Consider the following 21,422-nt stretch of genomic DNA (forward strand, 5'->3'; position numbering starts at 1 on the left):
GTCACCTCTCTTTCGTTTTGGATTAACAGCCAAGCTGACGTGCGATTACAACACGTTGAATCTCTGATGTACCTTCACCAATTTCCATTAACTTAATATCACGTAAATGACGCTCTACATCGTACTCGGCCATATAGCCGTAGCCACCATGAATTTGAATGGCCTGATTACATGTGCGGAAGCCCATTTCAGAAGAGAATAACTTCGCATACGCTGCCTCTAATTTAAATGGCTTACCGTTATCTTTTAACCAAGCCGCCTTCATAACCATATTACGCGCGAGCTCGATTTCCATTGCCATATCGGCTAACTTGAATTGAATGGCTTGTAGTTTTGAAATTGATTGCCCAAACTGGACGCGTTCTTTCGAATAAGCCAATGCCTTATCATACGCTGACTGTGCAATCCCTACCGATAATGCCGCGATTGAAATTCGACCACCATCTAGTGTATTTAAAAATTGCCCAAAACCTTTCTTTTCATCACCCAGCACATTTTCACGCGGTACCCGTACATTATCTAAAATGATTTCACAAGTATTCGATGCACGAACACCCATTTTTTGATAATCCGAGCGAATTGTGACCCCTGGTGTATCACTCGGTACGATAATCGCCGTAATAATATTTTTACCGCGCTCATCCTTACCTGTTACTGCTGTAACAACGATTTGACGTGAATAAGAGGCATTCGTAATCCACTGCTTCTCGCCGTTGATCACCCACTCATCTCCGTCTAACACCGCACGTGTCTGCGTACCACCAGCATCTGACCCTGCATTTGGTTCAGTCAGCCCAAAAGCTCCTAGTGTCTCACCCTTTGCAAGTGGCACTAAATATTCTTGCTTTTGCTCCTCAGTACCAAAATTATAAAATGGCGTTGCCCCAAGACTTACTGCTGCCGCATACGATAAGCCTGTACCACCGCAAGCACGTCCAATTTCCTCTACCGCAAGTGCATACGACACAATATCGCCACCCGCGCCGCCGTACTCTTCAGGGAATGGAATACCTAATAAGCCAAGCTCCCCAATGCGTTTGAAGCTTTCCTCACGAAAGGTATGCGTTTCATCTAACTCGCGAGCATGTGGGGCAATCTCCGCCTGTGCAAAATCACGTACCATATTACGAATCATCTGTTGTTCCTTCGTTAACTCAAAATTCATTATTATTCCTCCTCAATTTGAACCGACTAGTCGGTCTGTACAGTATAAAAGCTCACAACAAGTACTGTTTTGTGGCAGCTTCACGGTACCCCGCCTCTGTCATTACACCGCGCAAAATCACATCATTGAAATACGTTGTAATATCTTGCATCGTTAGTTCACCGTCTTGCTTATACCACTTGTATGTCCAATTGACTGTCCCAATAATCAACATCGCTGTAATGGTAATCGACAGCTCTTGCCTAAAAACCTGTTGGCGCTGTCCATTGATTAAAATTTGCTCCAGTAGCTTTCGATACGCCGTACGCTTTTTCGTAATGGCCTCTTCATGATTTGGCAGCAAGTAAACGCTTTCATTATAAAAAACCGTAATATGCCGCTGATAAATATTAAAGACATTCATAAACGTACGCATCAAAGCATCTAGCTGATCAATCGCGGAATCATATTGCTCGCTCGCCCGCTTTGTTTCATTCAATACATAGGAGATGAAAATATCATGAATCTCATACAGCAAATCATCCTTTGATTTGAAATGATGATAGAAGCCACCTTTTGAAGTTTCGGCATGCTCAACCAGCTCCTCAACGCTAACACCGTGGTAGCCCTTTTCCTGAAATAAATCGAGCGCTGCTTCGACGACGCGTTCTTTCACTGTTAATTTCCGCATGGCCTCACCACCCCTTTATCTATTTTTAACACAAATATTCTGCTTTATGCAATCTTTTTGTAAAATATTGACTAAAAAAATATTTTAAGCTATAGTGGTAGTAACGTTGAAACGGAAGAAGGTGCTGACTATGAAAAATATGAATGCGATTGTATCGTCTCATGAGCCTTTGTGCGCTTTTTTAGTCATCCACCGACGCCTACACTAGTGATGAGTGTATCTATTTTTGTACGATGGAATTCTGACCTATGAATGCGCCCAAATGGCTCAGTCATAGGTTTTTTTATACGCAAAAATAGGAGGAATTCACATTGAATTTACAAACATTAGGCTTCACAACATATTTTGAACAGCAACAAATCGACACGAAAAAACAACTTTACCCTGCACGTATCGTTCAACAACATAAACATGCTTACCGCGTACAGGGTGAGCATTTCAACTGGCTCGGAACCGTCAGTGGTAGCTATTCTTTTCATACATTACATGCCATTGATTATCCTGCAATCGGCGACTGGGTGCTCGTCGAACAAATGCCAGGCGAGGAAAAATGCCTCATCCATCATCTACTCGAGCGTAAATCGGTCTTCACGCGAAAGGCTGCCGGACTTGAAGTAGAAGAACAGGTTGTTGCCGCAAATATTGACATCGTCTTTTTAGTAATGAGCTTAAATGATGATTTTAATAGCCGCCGCCTTGAACGCTATGTCGTTGCCGCATGGGAATCAGGTGCAATGCCAGTTGTCGTCTTAACGAAGGCAGATATGTGCGAAGACGTCACACCCTTTATTCGTGAAACAGAAACAGCTGCGATGGGTGTTGATTATGTCGTGACAAGTGTAGTAACAGGCGAAGGGATCAACGATTTGCGTCAATATTTAACGCTTGGAAAAACGGCGGCATTACTTGGTTCATCTGGTGCTGGTAAATCCTCTCTAACCAATGCCTTAGTAGAAACAGCCGCAATGAAAGTTTCTGCTATACGTGAGGACGATGCGAAGGGCCGCCATACGACGACGCATCGCGAGCTCGTCCAATTACCGGGCGGTGCATGCTTAATTGATACCCCTGGAATGCGCGAACTGCATATTTGGAGCGAGCAAAACAGCTTGGATACCGGCTTTAAGGATATTGAAGGCTATGCAGAAGATTGCCGTTTCCGCGATTGCACCCATCAAAATGAACCAGGCTGTGCTGTTCGCGGTGCAATCGAGCGTGGCGAGCTGGAACCTGGCCGTCTACAAAATTATTTTAAGCTATTACGTGAGGTTGCCTTTATCGAGCGCAAAACAAATGCGCAGCAACAGCTTGCTGAAAAGCGCCGCTGGAAAAAAATATCGAAAACACAAAAGGCAAATTACAAACAACGCTAATCACGAAAGAGGCTGGATTTCTCCAGCCTCTTTTTTCTATATCTTCATTTGAAATCGTTCATTACGTTAGAAAGCGTCTTTTCGATACGACATATTTTTTAATAAGCGTCTCTACTGAGCTTATTTACACACTATTATTATAATAATTTGCGTCACTTAAAGGGTTTACGTGATAATTACTATTTTTAAAGCGATAAATATTATGTTTTAGCAAGTCATTCGTTCAAGTTCGGCCCTTTTCCGGGTCTCTAACGGGTATTTTTTGACCGTTTTAGCCTTAAAAAGGGCAATTTCCACACATAAAAATTAAAAAAAATAGCAGAATCTCGCTGTATGTCGTTTTTTTGAATAAATCTTTTTCTTTAAGGAAAATCCCCTATTTATAACACCTCTAGGGGCCCCACTTTTAACTAAAACAACCCGCAGAAGCGCCGTTTTCACATAAAACAGCCTTTTTCAGTTATCAAAAATGATGGTTATTTGTGACGGTGTCGCCTAATAAATTTTTTTGTTGACGATTTTTGCAATATTGTTATTAAACAATTTAAAATCGATGCGCCTATTAGCATTAATTGGCACATATTTTGAAATATGTCGTAGCCAAAACCCGCTTTCTAGCGTTCTGACGATTTGCTAGCAAACGATTAAAAAACCCTTCGACAGTTTCGTCGAAGGGTTTCATTAATTATTCAGCTAAAAATCGTTGTAGTAGTTTAATCTCTCGTGCAACATCCGCTTCACCATCGAGTTGAATTTTTTGCTGCATCGCATGATTCAACTGTTGCCAAATAGCGTCACTTAGCGGCGTAAATTGCTCAATGGTAATGCGCGATGCCCAATATCTTTCAAAATCTGCGGGATAGTGGCGCACGACTTGATCACTAATAAAATACATTTTTCTAAATGTTAATACGGCTGTAGCACTCGATAAATCCGTACGCTCATGCTTGCACACTAACGTCACATCATCAATCTCATTCAGCTCATATAAACGAATATATACAGCTTGTAGCAAGCCATAAATCATTTGACGCTCCTGCCACTGTTCGATATGTCCATCAAGCTCATGACGCATGTGATAATCCAATTGGTACAGGCGACACTCCACAATATTCAATGCTTCACCAACACGTATATAATCCGTTGCGTAGTGATTCATGTCGAATCGGCTCCTCTTACTATTTATGTTATCCTCCATTATACAGGCAATAGGTAAGAGTCTCTATTAAATTGCTTAAAGCGTATGAAAATCGGTTACGTCTGAGAAAATGTTTAGCATATTCGCAAATTATTTATGCATGCTACTGCATTATTCATTCACAAGATTTATGAGGAAAAAGTAGGTGTGCATATTTCAATTTAAACAAAACTACATATTCATATTTCTATTGAAGAGCCGCTTGTACAACAGGATTATCTAGAACAGCTACAAGCATTTCGCAGGGTACGCGATCAACTCGGAAGTGAAATGAAGCATCTCGCCGCACAGCTATTAGAAGTTTACGCACAAAAACGTAGACATGTAAATACGTAAACATGTCTACATTTTTTCTATTGTGGTGTCCATGAAATAATAGCCGCATAAAAACGATGCTTGTATATATATTGCTCCCCGTCATAGGTAACAAAATCAGCCAACGCCTGTTCAACATGCTCAAGCTGATACGCATTGTCGCGAATTTTTTTACTTTGTGCGGTCAGTAAGGCTTCCTTTGTTGGATATGTATAAATGCGTTCAAGCGGCAGCATTTGGCAATCAGCAAAAATACCGAGCTGATACAGCATATTTAAAATTTCAATATAATCTCGGCGTGGATATTTAATAGCATAGCCGAACTGCTTATCTAGTACTTCATAATGCGGCTGGATAGGTCCTGTTGTCATACCGATAATCGCCTTTTTTCGTGCGAGCGCATTCATCTTTCGTAAGGTTGCATTCATATGATACATACGGTAAAAACAATTGACCCCTACGACAACATCATGTGGCTCAAGAGGTAATGTTTCAAATTTTCCGTGAATAAGTGCTGCATTTGTATACTGTGCTAAATAACTGAGTACGCTTTCTGAGCTATCCACACAGCTTAGACTAGCCGCATACTCTTCTAATGGAAAGGTATAATTACCCCAACCCGGACCGATTTCAAGTACAGAGTCCTGCGGGGAAATATGCGTCTTCATTGCGTCAAAAATAGGGATAGCATGGGCATCGGTTTGTTTCGGCTTTTTACGTTGCATGGATTGACGCCAGAAATCTTCTTCGAGTGCATCATCAACCATTCGCTCCGGCATATTCCCTTGCCAGTCGTGCATACCTTCTTGCCATATTTTTTCAAAATCAATTTTTAATGGGCCTTGCATTCTGTTCACTCCTTGTTGCTTGACTTTGGTTGAAAAAAGGAGCGACAAAAAAGCCCCTGCTTCTCCCACCGAAAAGCATGTGATTCAAGTATTGCAATAGGTATCCTGGCTGTGCATCATCCTCGTTCACACCTTCCCTTTCAGTGGTTTTTGTGAAGTCGTCAGCATTACAGTAGCGGGGGCTGCATGAGCTTTGCACTCATTTCCCTATATGAATGAATACTTGATAGTTAAAGCATAGCATGATTACTCAAATTGTTGTAGATGGAATGCGAGTGATAATGCTAGATAATCGTTCCAATCATTTAAATTCATTTGCACAAGCTCTTCGATTTTCGTAAGACGATGATAGAGCGTATTTTGTTGAATATGAAGCGCAGCTGCGGTTTTTGTAATAGAACGACTGTGATAGATATAGCTTCGCAGCGTGTCCTCTAGCTCACTAGCCTGTGCACGTGGCGTTTGAAGGGGGGCGAGTGTTTGCGTTAAAAACTGCGTAATCGCCTCTGGGTCCTGCTTCATAAACAATTGATTGACACCTAACTTTTCATATTTTGGTTATTAAATTATAGTTATAAACACTTAAAAAGGTACTAGAACAAACATCTAGCTCCATTTTATGATGTATTTCACCGGCTTTCTATTCCTTCACCTCTAATGGCTTTCCGTTTTGTTTCGTATGAATACACTTTTTTTCCATCAAAAAATACCTACAAATGTTTGAACTGACCCACGAAAGTGAGACAAAGAAAAAAACAATACCTTTCAACTGAATTTGACGGACGCTTTCCTGGGGCATGGTGGAAGCCTCCTCGCTCGCAAGCTCACTGCGGGGTCTTCCACTCATGCTAAGGGCTAGGGCTCCCCTAGGAGTCGCCGTCAAATTCTTGTTAAACCCTCTTTTTCTGGTATGCAACTGGGGTTTAACTTTGCCAAAATTCGCGTATGATTATCATAGTTGATATATGTTTGAAGGGCATGCTCATGATAACGCCTTTTTTGATTGAGTGCTAATAATCAGGCAAAGTCATTTTAGATATACCTTTCCCATAGCTGTATTGTTTTCCAAGAGGTTGTTGTAACCGATGCACATCTCCGTCTTTACACCATTTCATCCATTAATAAATTTGTGTGTTATTTTTAATCCCACATACCTCACCATTTCATTCACTGTCACATTTGCCAACTTCATCTTGAGTGGCTTTCATTTTTGTTTCGTATGAATACACTTTTTTTCATCAAAAAACACCTCCAAAGGTTTTATCCCCTTTGAAAGTGTCTTTTTCTTTTTATATTGTCTCGTTAGTTCATTTTTTTAGCTTTATATATTCTTAATACGAGCAATACAAGGACTGACAAAATTGAAAGCCAGGCGGCAATTGGCCAATACGGTGGTAAATACGTGAACTCGACCGTATGCTTACCTTTTTCAAGTGGAATGCCAACAAATGCATAATTCACTTTTTCTACTGTTACTTTCTTACCATCTACAGTCGCACGCCAACCTTTGCCATATGGAATAGAGGTTGCGAGCACATCACCATCTTGTGCCGTAACTTCCCCAAAGGCCTTGCCATTATCCCAAATCATCTGCGCTGTGTTTTTACGCTCAAGTGCTTTATCAAGTGTTTGATAATCTTCCCCGTAAATCGCTAAATCACCTAGTTGATAATGCCCTTTAGGCAGCGTGATGGTCACCGTTTTCGCTGCATCTACAGCGACTGTCACATCATTAAAACCTGTTCGATAAATCGAATTTGATTTTTTACGTGTTGTTTTATATTCATTCACTTGAAGTGTAAAGCCTGTTGGATGTTTAATTCCTTCAATATGCATTTGAACATATAGCGTTTTCATACGCTTTGGTGTATCTAATGTTAATTGAATGTGACCTGATTCTCCGTCGACAATCAATTCATTGTTTACCCACGTAGCGCCTTCAACCTTCGTCTGTTTAATAGGTATCGTTGCGACTTCAGGTGCCGTAATCGTACCGGCTTCGCGAATAACACCTTTTAGCATCGCCTGCTCTTTTGCAAGTACCGGTGCTTTTTCAAGAGCCTGCTCATTATATGATTCATTTGTCACACGGAACACGGGTAATAAATCTGTGTTCTCGTATGCACGGTAATTCGTTGTTTGTTTTGCCAGCTCATAACCGTATGGCACAGATTCGTCGCTGCTAGGACGCATATAAAACTGCACTTGCTCAAGCGCCATTAAATTCGTACGATTACCAAGTGTGCCATAACGGCTGACACTTTCTCGCCCCATATCAATTTGTAAATCACGCAAATAAAAATGCAGTAAATCACCATTTAAAATACTTGAATAAACGCTCGTTCCTTTAAAATCCTGGACCATTGGCGTATTATTACGCGTTGGTACAAGCCAATCAATACGATTATCCGTTGATGTCAGTTGCTGTTGCATCCATTGTACAAGGTTTTCTTGTTCATGTGCGTGATACGCCTGTGAATAAATAAACGATTTTGTTGCTACCCCTTCACCACCATTTGCTAAATTGGCCGAGAAAATATTCGCCTCGATCAATACAACAACGACTATACTGACCGCTAGCCATTTAAATGCCCATTTACGATAGTAAAAGACGATGAAAAAGGCGAGCCATAGTAGTGAGATAATTATCAAGCCATTTGAAATAGCATGATCAGGTGATAACCATTTATATAAAAATAATGTCATAATTGATAAAATAGCCGCAATTAATGGCCAACGTTTGAAATGCCAATAGCTGGCACTATTTAGCGCAATCGCAAGCATCGCCCCGAAGCTCAAAATAATAATCGATTCCCAGCGCTGTTGAGGTGCTGAAAAGCCATTAAACATACTGCCTACATACGGAATAAAATGCGCCATAATACCGACAATGGACAACACCGCAAAGAAGCGGAATAAACGATGTTGATACAATTCCTTAACGAAAAATAGCACAAAAATAAAGACTGGAACCCATAGTACACGCGGATTCGTAAAAATATCATCGTTTATATCAAATAATTTAATCGCGTCTTTATATGGTGGTCTCACATTGCCAATAAAGCTATAGGCCGCTGGAATAAAGGCAAAGCTTGCAATGCCCGCTGCTACTAGACCACCTCCAATATAGCGCCATAATTGTTGCTTCACTGACTGCTCATTTTCTGTAAAGTGGTAGAACATCCTCGCAATCGCATAAATTGCCCCAATTAATAATGTCATATACGATAAATAAAAATTACTAATCATAACAAGTGCGACTGCTAAAATAAAGAGCAGTGAAGATTCCTTGCGAATTATTTTTTCGATACCGAGTAACATAAGTGGAACCCAAAATAGCGAATCCGTTAAAATATCCCAATACACCTCATGACGGAAAAAGAACGGACTTAGCGCATAAACAGCCGCTCCGACATACGCACCACGCGGCATATTCGTTACTTTACGTAAAAATAAATATGCCACATAAAAAACCGCTGTTTGTTTGACAATGCTCATCGGTATAACAAGCGCTGTCCAGTATTCAAAATTTGGCGTGAAACCGATTAACATACTCGCAAGCCACGTCAAGAGTACCCATGGTAAGAAAAATAAATTCGTTGTGAAATAATAAGCAATGGAGCTAAAAAAGCCGCCTCCTAATCCGAAATCAGCCGCATAGAAAAAATCACCCGCTACATACTTATCATAAATAAACTGCTTAAACGGCAACATTTGTGAAAGACCATCATTAATGCCTTTCATCACAAATCCTTGCTGCCACATAATGATGAAAAATAAATGGGCTATGATAGAAAAAGCCATCATACTAAATAGCATGATGACTAAAGATGCCTTACGTTTTTGAAACACGAATGATCCTCCTCGTTACAACAAAAGTAATAGGCACACTAATGATTACTGTTGCAATCGGTGCAAAATAAGGTGATAAATGGAGCCAGTCTACAAACACGTACATACAAATGGTTTGAATGGCAATATTCGTAAGTTGCGTCAATGGGAATAATAAAAAAGATTTCCACGACGGTTTTTCTCTATACGTAAAATAAACGTTCATAAAATATGAACCAATCATACTAATAATTGTTGCCACAATATGACTTACCAAATAAGGCAAGCCTACAACCGAATAAAACAGCACATACCACGCATAGTAATGTGCTGTATTCAGAACGCCAACAACAATAAATTTAATATATTCATTTTTTGTATTCATTATTAGCTACTCTTTTTCTGTTTTAATTTTAATTTTTTCGGCTCAAATTTCACAATTTTTAATGAACGATCTACATTTGCTTCCCCGACAATATAGTGTGGGCGACGTTTTACCTCATTATAAATATGACCGATGTATTCACCGATAACACCTAGACTAACAAGCTGTAGACCACCTAAAATTAGTACCGCCGAAATTGTGGTAAAGTAGCCTGGCACCTCAATCCCTTGAATGAAAATACTTCCTAGCATTGCTGCAATATACAGGCTACCACCAAACATAAAGAGTAAACCTAAATAAAGACAAATGCGGAGCGGTTTTGTATTAAACGATAAAACGCCATCAATGGCATAAGACAATAGCATACTAAATGACCATTTTGTTTCGCCATGTTGACGTTCAACATTTTCATAATAAATATTTTTCTTCGATAAGCCAATCCATTCGAAGAGACCTTTTGAGAAACGATTATTTTCACTTAATGACAACAATGCATTCACAGCTTTACGACTTAATAATCGGAAATCTCCTGCTCCGTTTTCAAGCTCTACTGAACTCATTTTATTAATTAAGCGATAAAATAAATTGGTAATGCCTCGGTGAACCGCACTTTCACCTTGGCGGTCGCGACATGCAACTACTTGATGATAGCCTGCCTCGTAACCTGCAATCATATCACGCATAAGAGACGGTGGATGCTGAAGATCACTATCCATCAGTAGTACCGCATCCCCTTCTGCATGTTGTAGCCCTGCATAAATTGCCGCTTCTTTCCCAAAGTTACGTGAGAAAGAAATATATTTCACATGACAATCTTGTTGTTGCAATGCTTTGATTTTTTCTAACGTGTTATCCTCACTTCCGTCATCAATATAAATGATTTCGTAATCGTACGGCATTTGCTGTACTTCTTTGTAGATCGCTTCGTAAATTTTCGGCACATTTTCTTCTTCATTAAATGCCGGTAAAATAAACGAAATCGTTGACATGATAATATCCCCCTTTAATAAGAATCTACTAATTACCTTTGCCTAAAAAGCTAATTATTAAACTTTACTTAAAAAGTCATATGGCAAATATCCTAAAACTAATACACATGGATACTTTTCCATGTAAATCCTCTGCTGTCCAAGCAGTTACATATGTATGTAAATTCCCCTCCAATTCCTATCTTTCCCATATATCACGTTTTAAACAAAAAAAAGTTCCCTCTTTTACCGAGGAAACGTTAATTTTTTGCTAATTAATTGTAAATTTTGCAAATTTGTCTTACCTCCCTTCGATAAAGGGGTTCGATACGCTAACACAAAGTCTTTTTTATCCGCACTAACGATGCCTGTTTTTTCACATTTATAGCCACCTTTGACACGTGCCTGCCTAAAGAGGTCAGCAACAATACGACGGTAGAGTGCAGGTTGTTCCTTTCGCCAAACTTTCAATGATACATCTTCTAAACGATGAGGCGCTAGCTCGATACGCAGTAGCTCCCCATCTACACAATGGCGAAAGTAATATTCATTATAATTGAAATAAATTTGCGTAAACTTATGCTCATGCCAGTAGTGCTGTAAAAAATCCGCTTTCTTTTTTGGTCCCATATCTTGTGACAAAATATTGGTCGCAAGTGCCGTTAAATCGACCTCTTGACGCTCTGTAAAATAAAATAACGGCGGGAACTGCTTCGTTTGAATATAACGACGAATAATAGCAACTAAATCGTGGCGTTCAATCGTAGGCGCCTGGTAATTTCCCGTAAAGCAGCGCACTTCTAGCTCACGTGCAATGGCACGTAGCACCCGTTCCTCTGGATAATCAGTTAATGGATAAGCCGCACAAACAAGTGGCAGTTCTTTTCGCATTTGATGAAAGCCTTCTTTTAAATGGTCATATACTAAAATTTCTACCTGTACCTCAGCATCTGGCAGCAAATAGGAAAATGCTAGCATCCCAATCGGCACACTTTCGGAAAACGTCACATGCGTCATCCGGGAAGCATCAAAGGAATTGGCTAATTCAGCTGTAATTTTTTCAATTAACGGTGCCGAAATCATCCTTGTTGTAGCAACACGATTGTGTGCCATTGCCTCATTTAGACGGTCCGGTCCTTCAACTAAGCGCTGCGAGTTTGCCCAGGTGATATGCTCCATCCAATCATCTACAAAGCTCACAATATAGGCCTGCTGTGTACCACCTGCTGCTTTTCCACGCAGCGCACGCCCAATCATTTGTGTCATTAAAATACTTGATGTGGTAGGACGCGCGAGGAAAACCGTCTGTACATCTGGAAAATCAGCTCCCTCCGTCAAGATATTCACATTGATTAAAACATCGAGCTCTCCTGCTCGAAATGCATTAATGACAGCTGCGTTTTTCTGTGCCTGCTGTGAAATGACGACACCACATTTAACGCCTTGCTGCTGCATTAATGTATGAAGTGTCAGCGCATGTGCCTGATTAATGGCAAAAATAATCGTTTTACGATATTTTTTAGCATTACGTACATATTCACTCACAATCAAATGATTTCGCCTTTGATTTTTAACGAGCTGTGTAACAATTTGATCAGGTAATGTGTCAAAGCGCTCAATTGCTTGCTTTTGCACTGTTGTCATTTCCTCGCCTACTGTTACATCCGTCTTCAAATCTAAGAAAATGGGTTCTGCTAGCATACCGGCTGCAATCAATGTTTTCAAATCTCGTTTAAATATAATATCATGCGTAAAAAGCCTTTTGAGCGCGCCCTTTTCCTCTTCATCTGTCCGAAATGGCGTCGCCGTCAAACCCAGTACTTGCATCGTCGTAGCAGCCTTCCGTACTTGCTCAATAACTTGTTGATACGTCGTTGCCACCGCGTGATGTGCCTCATCCACGATGACAATCACATCCTGCTCCTGTGCCCAACGAGCCAGGTTCTCCGGATGTGCTACTAAGCTATCCTTACTTGCAATGACGAGTTGCTCAGTCGAAAGTGTTTTACTATGCGCATGCTTACCTGAAATGATGCGATAAGATATAGCCGGTAAATCACTAGGCTGAAACTGTGCCGCTGTTACGATCGCGTGATAGGCCTGCTCTAAAAGCTCATGCCGATGCGCGAGCCATAGCACCTGCTTCCCTTTTAATAAATGTGGTAGCACCCATTCCACCGCGGTCGTTGTTTTGCCGCCACCTGTTGGCAACACTAATAACCCTCGCATCTGTGTGTATTTACGATAGGCTTCATTAATCGTTTTAATAGCCTCCAACTGATAGGCATAGAGTGGATACTCTCGTAACCGCCCTCCGCAAGTAATGCGCTGTAAAGTAGCAGGTTGTTTCGTTGGTGTTGTCGCTAACCGCCAGATTAAGGTCCCATCTGGGTCAATCTCTTTCCAGCTATGAATCCCTTTTTCAAATACAAATACGAGTCCCTGTTTTTCCACTTCCTTTGCTACGTCATCAATCAGTCGCTGTGACCGCGCTTTGTAGCCAAGCTTTCGTAAAAAAGTACGACAATTAAGCTGCGCTTGCTTGCGCTGTGTTTTTTCTACGCGCTCTTTTATTTCGAAAATAACTTCTTGTATCGTTTTCTTTTGCACATTACTATTCCTTTCCGAATGTTTGTTCCCTTATTATAACAAACTTTTATCACAAAAAAGAAACGAAGATAGGAAGGGAACTAATCAATCTTCCAATGAACGCCTTTTTAGACTATTTCTAATATGCAATGCGGATTTCTAGTCAATTCCACGCAAAAAAGGAACCATGCCAAAGCACGGTTCCTCCTTACTTATACGCTTCTATTTCGAATATAACTTATTTTAGCCTACTGTTTGTTTCATTCATTAAAGCGGACGGTCTTTATCTGTCGGATCAAGCGAATTCGTTGTATCTGTAATATCTGCTTCTTCACGACGCACTGTTTCAGAAACGCGCTCTGTATCCATTACTTTTCGTTTACCGACCACGATTTCTTCTGTTACAACATCTTTTTTCGTTACTTCGATTTGTTCTTCAGAAACAGGGATATGGATTTTACCATCATTTTCATACGGTTCTGTTCCGTTATTAAATGCTGTATCAGTGTCTACCGATGCTGTGCCATCTACTGGGCGTCGCTCGATATACACTTCTTCTCGTTCTACTGGCACTTCAATTACTTTTTCCTCTTCTACAACATGCTTATCAACTTGCACTTCACCCGTTTGCACACGATTCTTTTCAATTTCAAGCTGTTCCTCGTGAAGACGTAAACGCGCTTCCTCATCATCCGTATGATTTAGCGTATCATCAATCGTTGCATCATGATGTGCCGTTTCATTTAATGCCGTATTGTGCGTTGTATCATCAAATGCGTTATTCGTATTATAAGCTGTGTCATTTAATGTTGCATCATTCGTCGGGTCTAAGGTAGGCTCTTTTTCTGTATAATTAGTTGAAGCTGCACCTGTTACCGTACCTGTTGTCGTGTCATAACCTGTAGAATTTTCTGCAAAATATGTGCCGTAGCCCTTATCTTTATCAACGTATAAGAATAGTTTACCGGCTTCTAAATCGCCATAATAACGATCACGGTCCTCTTCAGGAATTCCCATTTGCGTAAAGTGCTGATTACGCACAGAATCTTCACCCATCATAAAGGCTTTAAAGCGATCCCACCATGAGCCCTCCTCAGCATGCTCATTATGAACATCTGCCGAACCATGATACATTGATAGCTCGTCATTACGTTTAGAAACGATATACATATCCTCTTCGCTATAACCTTGTTCACGAAGGCGATCCATTTCGTTCTGTAATTCTACTTCCGTATCATAAATTCCGTACAATTTACTATTGTTTGTATCCATTTCTCATTCCTCCTGTTTATGTTAAAGCATATTTTCATTGAAAATTTATTACTTATCACTACTTATTACCTTGTTATTTCAACAATAAACACAAGATTATATTTTTTAGAGCTTAATCTCTTTAGAAATTGCTTTACATAAGGATTTTAGAAATTTTAAAAAAATCAATTTTATGATATAAATCCATTGAATAAGTCATAAAATTACGTTTTTTTATAAAAAAATGCTTTTTTCTTTTTTAACTTGCCCTTTTATCAAAGTTAGTAATTTTTTGCGCACTATTTTGTAGTTCAACTTGTCATATCGGCTCTAATTGTTGCATAGTGCACATGCTATTCATTAAAATTAACTCTAATACGAACTGTATTAATTCCTTCTAAGAAAGTTCGAGGTAGTCACTATGAATTTTGTTCTTGCACTTGGCGTCTTTCTCATTATTATGCTATCCCTCGCCTATTACATTTATGTGTTAATTCGACGAGCACTCCATGTGTTTTTTCCGCAAAAGAAAACAAAACGAATTCGCATCATTAGTATCGTTTTAGCGGTGATTGTTATGGCACCAACGCTAAATTTCTTTAGCTCATGGCTTATTATTGTGCTTCATATCGCGGCATTAGCAATTGTTTGCGATATTCTTTACCTCCTAACACGCAAATGGTTACCTGAAAAACTTGCAAAGTTGCATCACATTACACTTATTCCATTAATTGCGACAGCTTGTCTAATGGTCTATGGCTATTACAATATTCATCACCCAATCAAAACAACCTATACCGTTGAAACAGAAAAAGCGATTCCGGCAAGTGGTTATAAAATCGCTTTTATTTCGGACTTGCATACCGGTCTGACGTTAGATCGTAATGGTCTTGAAAAATATGCACGTGAAATCGAACAGCAGAAGCCAGATATTGTACTACTTGGCGGAGATTTGGTCGATGAACGTACAACACTTGATGAACTTCAGATGGCATTTGAGGTGCTCGGTACGATTGACAGTCGATTCGGTACCTATTATGTATATGGTAATCATGATGAGTCCAACTATTCGAACAACAAAAACTATTCAAAGCAGCAGCTAGATGATGCCATCACAAAAAATACCATTAAAATTTTAGATGATGCTATCACAACAGTTGATGATCAGTTCACATTAATCGGTCGCCGCGATTTGTCGCTAGCTCCACGAAAAACAACCGCACAATTAATGAAAAAAACCGATGCGGATGATTTTTTATTACTGATGGACCATCAACCCGTCGAAACAAAAGAAAATAATGCCCTAGCTGTCGATTTAATGATGTCTGGTCACACACATGGTGGTCAAATTTGGCCGGCTGGATATGTGATTGAATTAATGGGACAGGTCAGCTACGGTAAAAAGGATTGGTCTCATATGCAGCAAATTGTCTCGTCAGGTATCGCCGGCTGGGGCTACCCAATCCGTACAGAGCATCATTCAGAATATGTGATCGTAAACGTTAAGCCAAAATAAAAAGCGCATCGTCGCTAACTTCTCATTCAACCACCTTTTTCAGTCTACACTTCAAGAAAGGTGGTTTTATTTTGCCATCAAAAAAACGTGGCTGGGACAAAACACGTCATGTTCCTTTTTTAGCGTTCGCAACGAAAAACCGGAACCGCGCGACAGCGCAGTTCCGGTTTTTCTATGTCATACGTAAATTATCAAACCAGCGAATATACACAAGATTACTAACGATACCCATCGCATCAATATCGTATACATTCACACGAAAATCAAGCACTGCCACTAATGTTTTTTTCATACTTTACCCACTGTTATAACGTGTCATTGACCAGTAGCCACTATCTTCAAATCCTAGGCGCTTATAAATGCGTCCCGCTTCTGGATTATCATAAAACAAACATAATGTACGACCTGTTTTAAACATATCGCTACATAACTTCTCCATACAGATTGTTGCATAGCCTTTACGCTTATACGGGGGATTCGTTCCTACGCTGACAATCATCGCCGACTGTGAATTTTCCGCAGTTGTTGAAGCGGAGGCAACCATCACATCTTCATCATTGCGCAAAATGTATGTACGACCAGTATTGTTTTTTGCTTCGCGCTTTCGTACCTCAATTGATAATGCGCCATGCACAAATTCAGGTATCGACTTGAGCATATCAATATTTTCCTCGTATTCATGCGGCTGTAATGTCGTTACATTCGAATAATCACGCTGCTTCGTGTCATAAGCTAGTTTTTCACATTTAGCGTAATATAATGTGCTGTCACGATACGTTTTGAACTGAAATTTTTCCTTAAGTGGTGCTACAACTTCTAACAGACCTGATAGCTCAAAGTCGCCATCATGCTGTAAAATAATGTCCGCAAAGCCATCCACATCATAAAAATCACGTTTGCTATATGGAATAAAGTTGCGGTCATAGCGCAGTAATATCGCGATTAGCGTATCTTCTTCAAATTGGCCCCATAGCTGCTGAATTTCTGCATCATAGCCAAATGCCTCAATGTCACCAATAATAAACAAATTCTCAGCCGGCTTATCGCTAACGAGTGCCATGACGTGCTCATGGTCTGCCTGTGTTAACAGTCGAATCATCGAATCACCCCTTTTATAATTTGGATAAATATAACAAATATTAATAAAAAAGCAAATTGTTTACGTGTAAACATGTATATTTTTAAACAAAAAAAGAACTACGCCTAAACGTAGCTCCTCTAGTTTAACAATTTATTTTACTGTTTCAGCTTCTAATGCTTCAATTGCCGCTGTCACTTGTTCTTGTGAAAGATTGTGACGCACGATGTAGCGGTTACGTTCATGCTTCGTACATTCGATTGTACAGCCACCTAAATGCTTCGCTTCATTTTCTTCAGATGCTAAAATTTGTTTATTACATTCTGGGTTTGCACAGTTAATATAACGTTCGCAAGGCTCACCATCAAAATGGTCACGACCGACTACCACATGCTCAACTTGGTTGATTGGCACTGTTAAACGTTCATCAAAGACATACATTTGGCCGTCCCAAAGTTGGCCTTTTGTTTTTTCATCTTTACAGTATGTGGCAACGCCGCCATGTAATTGACCAACATCACCAAATCCTTCACGCTTCATCCAGCCTGAGAATTTTTCACAGCGGATACCGCCTGTGCAGTATGTTAAAACATTTTTTCCTTCAAATAAATGACGATTTTCGCGGACCCACTCTGGTGTGTCACGGAATGTTTCGACATCTGGACGAATCGCGCCACGGAAGTGACCGACATCATATTCATATGTGTTACGAACGTCAAGTACAACTGTGTCTTCTTTTTGCATTTCTGCTAAGAAGTCTTCTGGTGATAAATGACGACCTGTTAGTTCAAGCGGATTTACATCTTCACCTAAGCCTAAGTTAACAAGCTCTGGACGAGGACGTACGTGCATTTTTTTGAATGCATGGCCTTCTGCTTCATCAATTTTGAAAACGATACCGTTAAATACAGGATCTGCTTTCATCATTTCCATATATGCATTTGTTTGCTCAACCGTACCAGAAACTGTACCGTTGATACCTTCATTTGCTACTAGGATACGACCCTTCAAGCCAATTGCTTTACAAGCAGCTAAATGCTCTTTAGAGAATAACTCTGGGTTCTCAATTGTTGTATAATGATAATACAATAAAACACGATAATTCATAATTTCTTCTTCCACCTATCTCATATTTGCAGGATACATTTAGGTATTAAATCCATACAGCGTCCTCTTAAAAAAGGCACTATATCATATATTCTACGTTTTTTTTGTAAGGAAAGCAAAGAAATTATATTTTCATCGATTCTTCTCCAAAAAACAACTCCTTAAAATTCTTTGAAATGACCGAGTTTTTTTGTATGGTCAGAAGCTACATACCCTTAAAGTTTAATTATGAATATTTCCATGAGATAGTCATTTGATAGTTATTTTCTGATTGGTAATGAGAAAAACTCCTAACGGCTTGTCGCTTCATAAGCTACCATACATGTTTCAATTCCCATCTTCGTCCACGTCTATAAATTAAATATAGCTGAGCTGCTCTTTTTCGAGCATTCGTTTGATTTTATTTAATGCATGCTTTCGTAAGCGAGATATTTGCATTTGAGATACATTTAAATAACTCGCAATACGCGATTGCGGCCACTCTTCTAAAAAGAGCTTGTAAATCACTTCTTTTTCATGACTGGATAAAATCGTCTCAAACTGCTGGAAAAAAGTTTTACATTCTACTTGCTGAAAGTTTAAATCTTCTTGCCCTATCACTTCATCAAATGAACTTTCATCATCCTTATTATAGTTGCCATCAAGGACAAGGATTGATAATGAATAGAACTCACGAATACTTGTTGCGCAAGCTGTACGGTAATGTCCATTTCTCTCGCAATTTCATCGATAGTAGGTCGACGATTAAGCTGAATTTCTAATGCTTCTGATATATCTATAAAGCGAGCATAATTTTGCTTAATAGCTGCCGGTACTTTAATCCCCCATGTTCAATTTCGAAAATGATTTTTAATCATCCCAACAATACATAACACTGCATAGCTATAGAATGGATTTTTTGCTGTCAAATCAAACTTCTTAATGGCATGTAGTAATCCGACAACGCCCATTTGAAAAAGATTTTCAAAATAAGCATGCATATGTCTACTATATTTTTTTGCATACGACTTTAATAAAGGCGTAAATTGCTCAATAATCTTTTCCGTTGCTTCAATTCGGTTTTGCTGTGCCTGTTTTATCCATACACGTAAAACTTCTTCTGATACCTTTCTCATAGTGCCATCCACCTTTCGTCTTAAGCTCAAATCTTTTTCTATGACTAGATTATATGCAAAAACAACGTGTTTAGTAGGCATCTAGAGGACCATATTTCACGAGATTTTTATGTTTTCTTACACTATTATTTTCGCTTAAATAGCCATTTGACTTATATGAATTTTATAAATATAATTCAAAAGGTTCTTTTTTGAGTAAAATAAGAAAATCCGTTTATATTCATATGAAAAAGGGCATATTTATTGGCTACATTATTTTAAAAACCTTTATTAAAGGAGCTTTATGTATATGAAAAAAAGTTTTTTGAACGTAACAACTGTATTAGCACTTGGCGTCACATTATTCGCTAGTCCCGTTACATTGAGTAATCAACAGCCAACTACTGCAACAGCAAAATCATATTCTTCACCAAATCCAAATAGCTGGTACGGCTTTAAATCAGTCAAGCTCAAAAAAACAATTTACGTCTATAAGATGAAAAAAGGCCGTTCTCATGCGGAGGATTATGTGCTGAAAAAAGTGAAAGTAAAGAAAAATTCAATTGTGAAGCTTGAGGGCTGGTGCATGAGTTGCGGTGGTACTTACTATGTGAAGTCGTCGAAATTCAAATGGACGAAAACAACGTATTATCAAACAGGGTATGTCGATTCAAATAAAAAATTTTGGTATTAACAGCAACGAGGTTGGGAAAGAACACGTCATTTCTCTTTTTTAACGTTCGCAACGAAAAACCGGAACCGCCCCAAAGCGCGATTCCGGTTTTCTTACGCTCATAAGAGAGGATTGTTGCACATATATCCCGCCCTCATTTATATAGGCTTTTTTATTTAAAAAGTAAGTGAGATTTCTATATCCTTATACACTTTCTCGGCAAACTAATTAAATGATAAAATTTTATTATAATTGGTAAATTATAGAGAAAAGAGGACGTAAAATATGAAAAAAATTATCGGTACGGCACTTTTAGCAACTGCTCTTGTGACGTCAAGCATAGCACCTTTTAGCACAGAGACAACCGTACAGGCCGCAACACAGACACAAGTAAAAACAGATTATAAAGCACTTAAAACAACATCACTTTATAGCGCTACTTCATTAAAAAAAGCAGCTGTTAAAATCCAAAAAAATCAATACATACAAGTGACGAAAAAAGTTAAAATTAATGGTGTTTCTTACTATAAAGTAAAATTCACAAACTACAATGCAGATTTAAAAGACCTTTTATGGGGCGAAATTGACGATACCGTAGTTTATACAGGCTATGTAAAGGCAAGTCACGTAAAGGCTATTAAAAATCGTTACGGTACCTATAAAAAATTAAACCGTATTGACGATTTAGGTATAGTCGAACAATATACACCAACAAAAGCATATAATTTACGTCTAAATTATCGCTTTGGCGTAACACAAACAGAAAACAATGTCATCGATAACGACACTCGTGTTATTATCTTAGGAAAACGTAATATTAACGGCAAAACCTATGTGAAAGTGGCGGATGCTGGTTACCGTGAATATGTTGGCTATATGCCAAAATCATTACTTAAAAAATTACCAATTAATGCAACCAAAACCTATAGCAAAGCAACACAGAAAACACCTTACATCACAACCGGTCCTACAGATTTACTACCCAACTATGGCTCATCAGAATATTTTGCTGAAAATGAACCTTTAGAAAAAGGGACTGCTGTTTATATGCTGAAAGAAGTAACATACCAAGGAAAAGTGTCTGTCTATGTAAATCTAAAAGGCACGAAAGATTATGGCTGGGTACGCGGTCATAAATTAATGAAAAAGTAAATGAGACGAGCATCGTAGGGTCTTTAGATTCTAAGATGCTTTTTTATCATTTCTTCGCAGAATCCCCCTCCCTCAAGGAACGTAGTGAGTAGGGAGGGGGATTCTGCGAACCCAATGATTCTGCCAGTACTAATTTGTTGAAAAGAACATCTGTTCCTATTATACTATTCGAAAAAGGAGGTGTCTGTCATGCCACATCAAGCGTATAA

Annotated in this window: 19 protein-coding genes, 1 pseudogene and 1 riboswitch; of the genes and pseudogenes, 4 read left to right on the top strand and 16 right to left on the bottom strand. The window is 39.1% G+C overall.

The annotated features are described in order from the left end of the window. Window positions 1-22 precede the first annotated feature (22 nt). Both ACFSY7_RS00715 and ACFSY7_RS00720 read right to left on the bottom strand, forming a co-directional pair. A complete protein-coding gene (locus ACFSY7_RS00715) occupies window positions 23-1,165 on the bottom strand; it encodes an acyl-CoA dehydrogenase family protein (protein ID WP_380146469.1) in 1,143 nt (380 codons plus the stop codon). Between the two features lie 52 nt (window positions 1,166-1,217). Continuing rightward, the gene (locus ACFSY7_RS00720) at window positions 1,218-1,835 is read right to left on the bottom strand and encodes a TetR/AcrR family transcriptional regulator (protein ID WP_126989402.1); all 618 of its coding nucleotides are present in this window, start codon (window positions 1,833-1,835) and stop codon (window positions 1,218-1,220) included. A gap of 311 nt (window positions 1,836-2,146) precedes the next feature. Between ACFSY7_RS00720 and rsgA the strand changes: the two genes are divergently transcribed. Next, window positions 2,147-3,208: a ribosome small subunit-dependent GTPase A gene (gene rsgA / locus ACFSY7_RS00725; protein ID WP_380146470.1), complete on the top strand. Its 1,062-nt coding sequence runs from the start codon at window positions 2,147-2,149 to the stop codon at window positions 3,206-3,208. A gap of 685 nt (window positions 3,209-3,893) precedes the next feature. Here rsgA and ACFSY7_RS00730 read toward each other — a convergent pair. The 8 genes from ACFSY7_RS00730 to ACFSY7_RS00765 all read right to left on the bottom strand — a co-directional run bounded on the left by ACFSY7_RS00730 (window position 3,894) and on the right by ACFSY7_RS00765 (window position 14,614). Then, window positions 3,894-4,367 carry a hypothetical protein gene (locus ACFSY7_RS00730; protein ID WP_126989400.1) on the bottom strand — a complete coding sequence of 158 codons (474 nt, stop codon included), beginning with the start codon at window positions 4,365-4,367 and terminating at the stop codon, window positions 3,894-3,896. A gap of 392 nt (window positions 4,368-4,759) precedes the next feature. Continuing rightward, window positions 4,760-5,569, bottom strand: a complete 810-nt coding sequence (locus ACFSY7_RS00735) for a class I SAM-dependent methyltransferase (protein ID WP_186439590.1) — start codon at window positions 5,567-5,569, stop codon at window positions 4,760-4,762. Window positions 5,570-5,646: 77 nt separating this feature from the next. Continuing rightward, a riboswitch (cobalamin riboswitch) is annotated at window positions 5,647-5,804 on the bottom strand. A gap of 11 nt (window positions 5,805-5,815) precedes the next feature. Continuing rightward, window positions 5,816-6,091, bottom strand: a complete 276-nt coding sequence (locus tag ACFSY7_RS00740; RefSeq protein ID WP_380146483.1) for a PucR family transcriptional regulator — start codon at window positions 6,089-6,091, stop codon at window positions 5,816-5,818. Window positions 6,092-6,871: 780 nt separating this feature from the next. Continuing rightward, a complete protein-coding gene (locus tag ACFSY7_RS00745; RefSeq protein ID WP_380146471.1) occupies window positions 6,872-9,421 on the bottom strand; it encodes a YfhO family protein in 2,550 nt (849 codons plus the stop codon). Next, window positions 9,405-9,785, bottom strand: a complete 381-nt coding sequence (locus ACFSY7_RS00750; RefSeq protein WP_126989393.1) for a GtrA family protein — start codon at window positions 9,783-9,785, stop codon at window positions 9,405-9,407. The genes ACFSY7_RS00745 and ACFSY7_RS00750 overlap by 17 nt, the downstream gene beginning before the upstream one ends. A 2-nt stretch (window positions 9,786-9,787) precedes the next feature. Then, window positions 9,788-10,774, bottom strand: coding sequence for a glycosyltransferase family 2 protein (locus ACFSY7_RS00755; RefSeq protein WP_380146472.1), 987 nt, complete (start codon window positions 10,772-10,774; stop codon window positions 9,788-9,790). A gap of 225 nt (window positions 10,775-10,999) precedes the next feature. After that, the gene (locus tag ACFSY7_RS00760) at window positions 11,000-13,363 is read right to left on the bottom strand and encodes a DEAD/DEAH box helicase (RefSeq protein WP_380146473.1); all 2,364 of its coding nucleotides are present in this window, start codon (window positions 13,361-13,363) and stop codon (window positions 11,000-11,002) included. Window positions 13,364-13,609: 246 nt separating this feature from the next. Further along, window positions 13,610-14,614, bottom strand: a complete 1,005-nt coding sequence (locus tag ACFSY7_RS00765) for a YsnF/AvaK domain-containing protein (RefSeq protein WP_380146474.1) — start codon at window positions 14,612-14,614, stop codon at window positions 13,610-13,612. A 400-nt stretch (window positions 14,615-15,014) separates the two neighbouring features. Between ACFSY7_RS00765 and ACFSY7_RS00770 the strand changes: the two genes are divergently transcribed. After that, window positions 15,015-16,109, top strand: a complete 1,095-nt coding sequence (locus tag ACFSY7_RS00770) for a metallophosphoesterase (RefSeq protein ID WP_380146475.1) — start codon at window positions 15,015-15,017, stop codon at window positions 16,107-16,109. Between the two features lie 181 nt (window positions 16,110-16,290). On the opposite strand, the pseudogene ACFSY7_RS00775 reads toward ACFSY7_RS00770, so the two are convergent. The 6 genes and pseudogenes from ACFSY7_RS00775 to ACFSY7_RS00800 form a co-directional block, all read right to left on the bottom strand. Further along, window positions 16,291-16,401: pseudogene (locus tag ACFSY7_RS00775) on the bottom strand (acyl-CoA thioesterase); the annotation flags it as partial. A gap of 3 nt (window positions 16,402-16,404) precedes the next feature. Beyond that, the gene (locus ACFSY7_RS00780) at window positions 16,405-17,208 is read right to left on the bottom strand and encodes a GNAT family N-acetyltransferase (protein ID WP_380146476.1); all 804 of its coding nucleotides are present in this window, start codon (window positions 17,206-17,208) and stop codon (window positions 16,405-16,407) included. Window positions 17,209-17,340: 132 nt separating this feature from the next. Continuing rightward, window positions 17,341-18,294 (bottom strand): oxygen-dependent tRNA uridine(34) hydroxylase TrhO, encoded by a 954-nt coding sequence (gene trhO / locus ACFSY7_RS00785; protein ID WP_380146477.1) that lies wholly within the window; start codon window positions 18,292-18,294, stop codon window positions 17,341-17,343. Window positions 18,295-18,651: 357 nt separating this feature from the next. Further along, window positions 18,652-18,894, bottom strand: coding sequence for a sigma factor-like helix-turn-helix DNA-binding protein (locus ACFSY7_RS00790; protein ID WP_380146478.1), 243 nt, complete (start codon window positions 18,892-18,894; stop codon window positions 18,652-18,654). Next, the gene (locus tag ACFSY7_RS00795) at window positions 18,891-19,115 is read right to left on the bottom strand and encodes a sigma-70 domain-containing protein (protein ID WP_380146484.1); all 225 of its coding nucleotides are present in this window, start codon (window positions 19,113-19,115) and stop codon (window positions 18,891-18,893) included. Before ACFSY7_RS00795 ends, ACFSY7_RS00790 begins: the two co-directional genes overlap by 4 nt. A 9-nt stretch (window positions 19,116-19,124) precedes the next feature. Then, window positions 19,125-19,409 (bottom strand): sigma-70 family RNA polymerase sigma factor, encoded by a 285-nt coding sequence (locus tag ACFSY7_RS00800; RefSeq protein WP_380146479.1) that lies wholly within the window; start codon window positions 19,407-19,409, stop codon window positions 19,125-19,127. A gap of 289 nt (window positions 19,410-19,698) precedes the next feature. Here ACFSY7_RS00800 and ACFSY7_RS00805 point away from each other — a divergent pair, with 289 nt between their 5' ends. Then, entirely contained in the window at window positions 19,699-20,082 is a 384-nt protein-coding gene (locus ACFSY7_RS00805) for a hypothetical protein (protein ID WP_126989385.1), read from the top strand. Window positions 20,083-20,346: 264 nt separating this feature from the next. Continuing rightward, window positions 20,347-21,213: a hypothetical protein gene (locus ACFSY7_RS00810; protein ID WP_380146480.1), complete on the top strand. Its 867-nt coding sequence runs from the start codon at window positions 20,347-20,349 to the stop codon at window positions 21,211-21,213. Window positions 21,214-21,422 lie beyond the last annotated feature (209 nt).

The organism is Kurthia populi (assembly GCF_042686175.1).
In the GTDB taxonomy this organism is placed as follows: domain Bacteria; phylum Bacillota; class Bacilli; order Bacillales_A; family Planococcaceae; genus Kurthia; species Kurthia populi.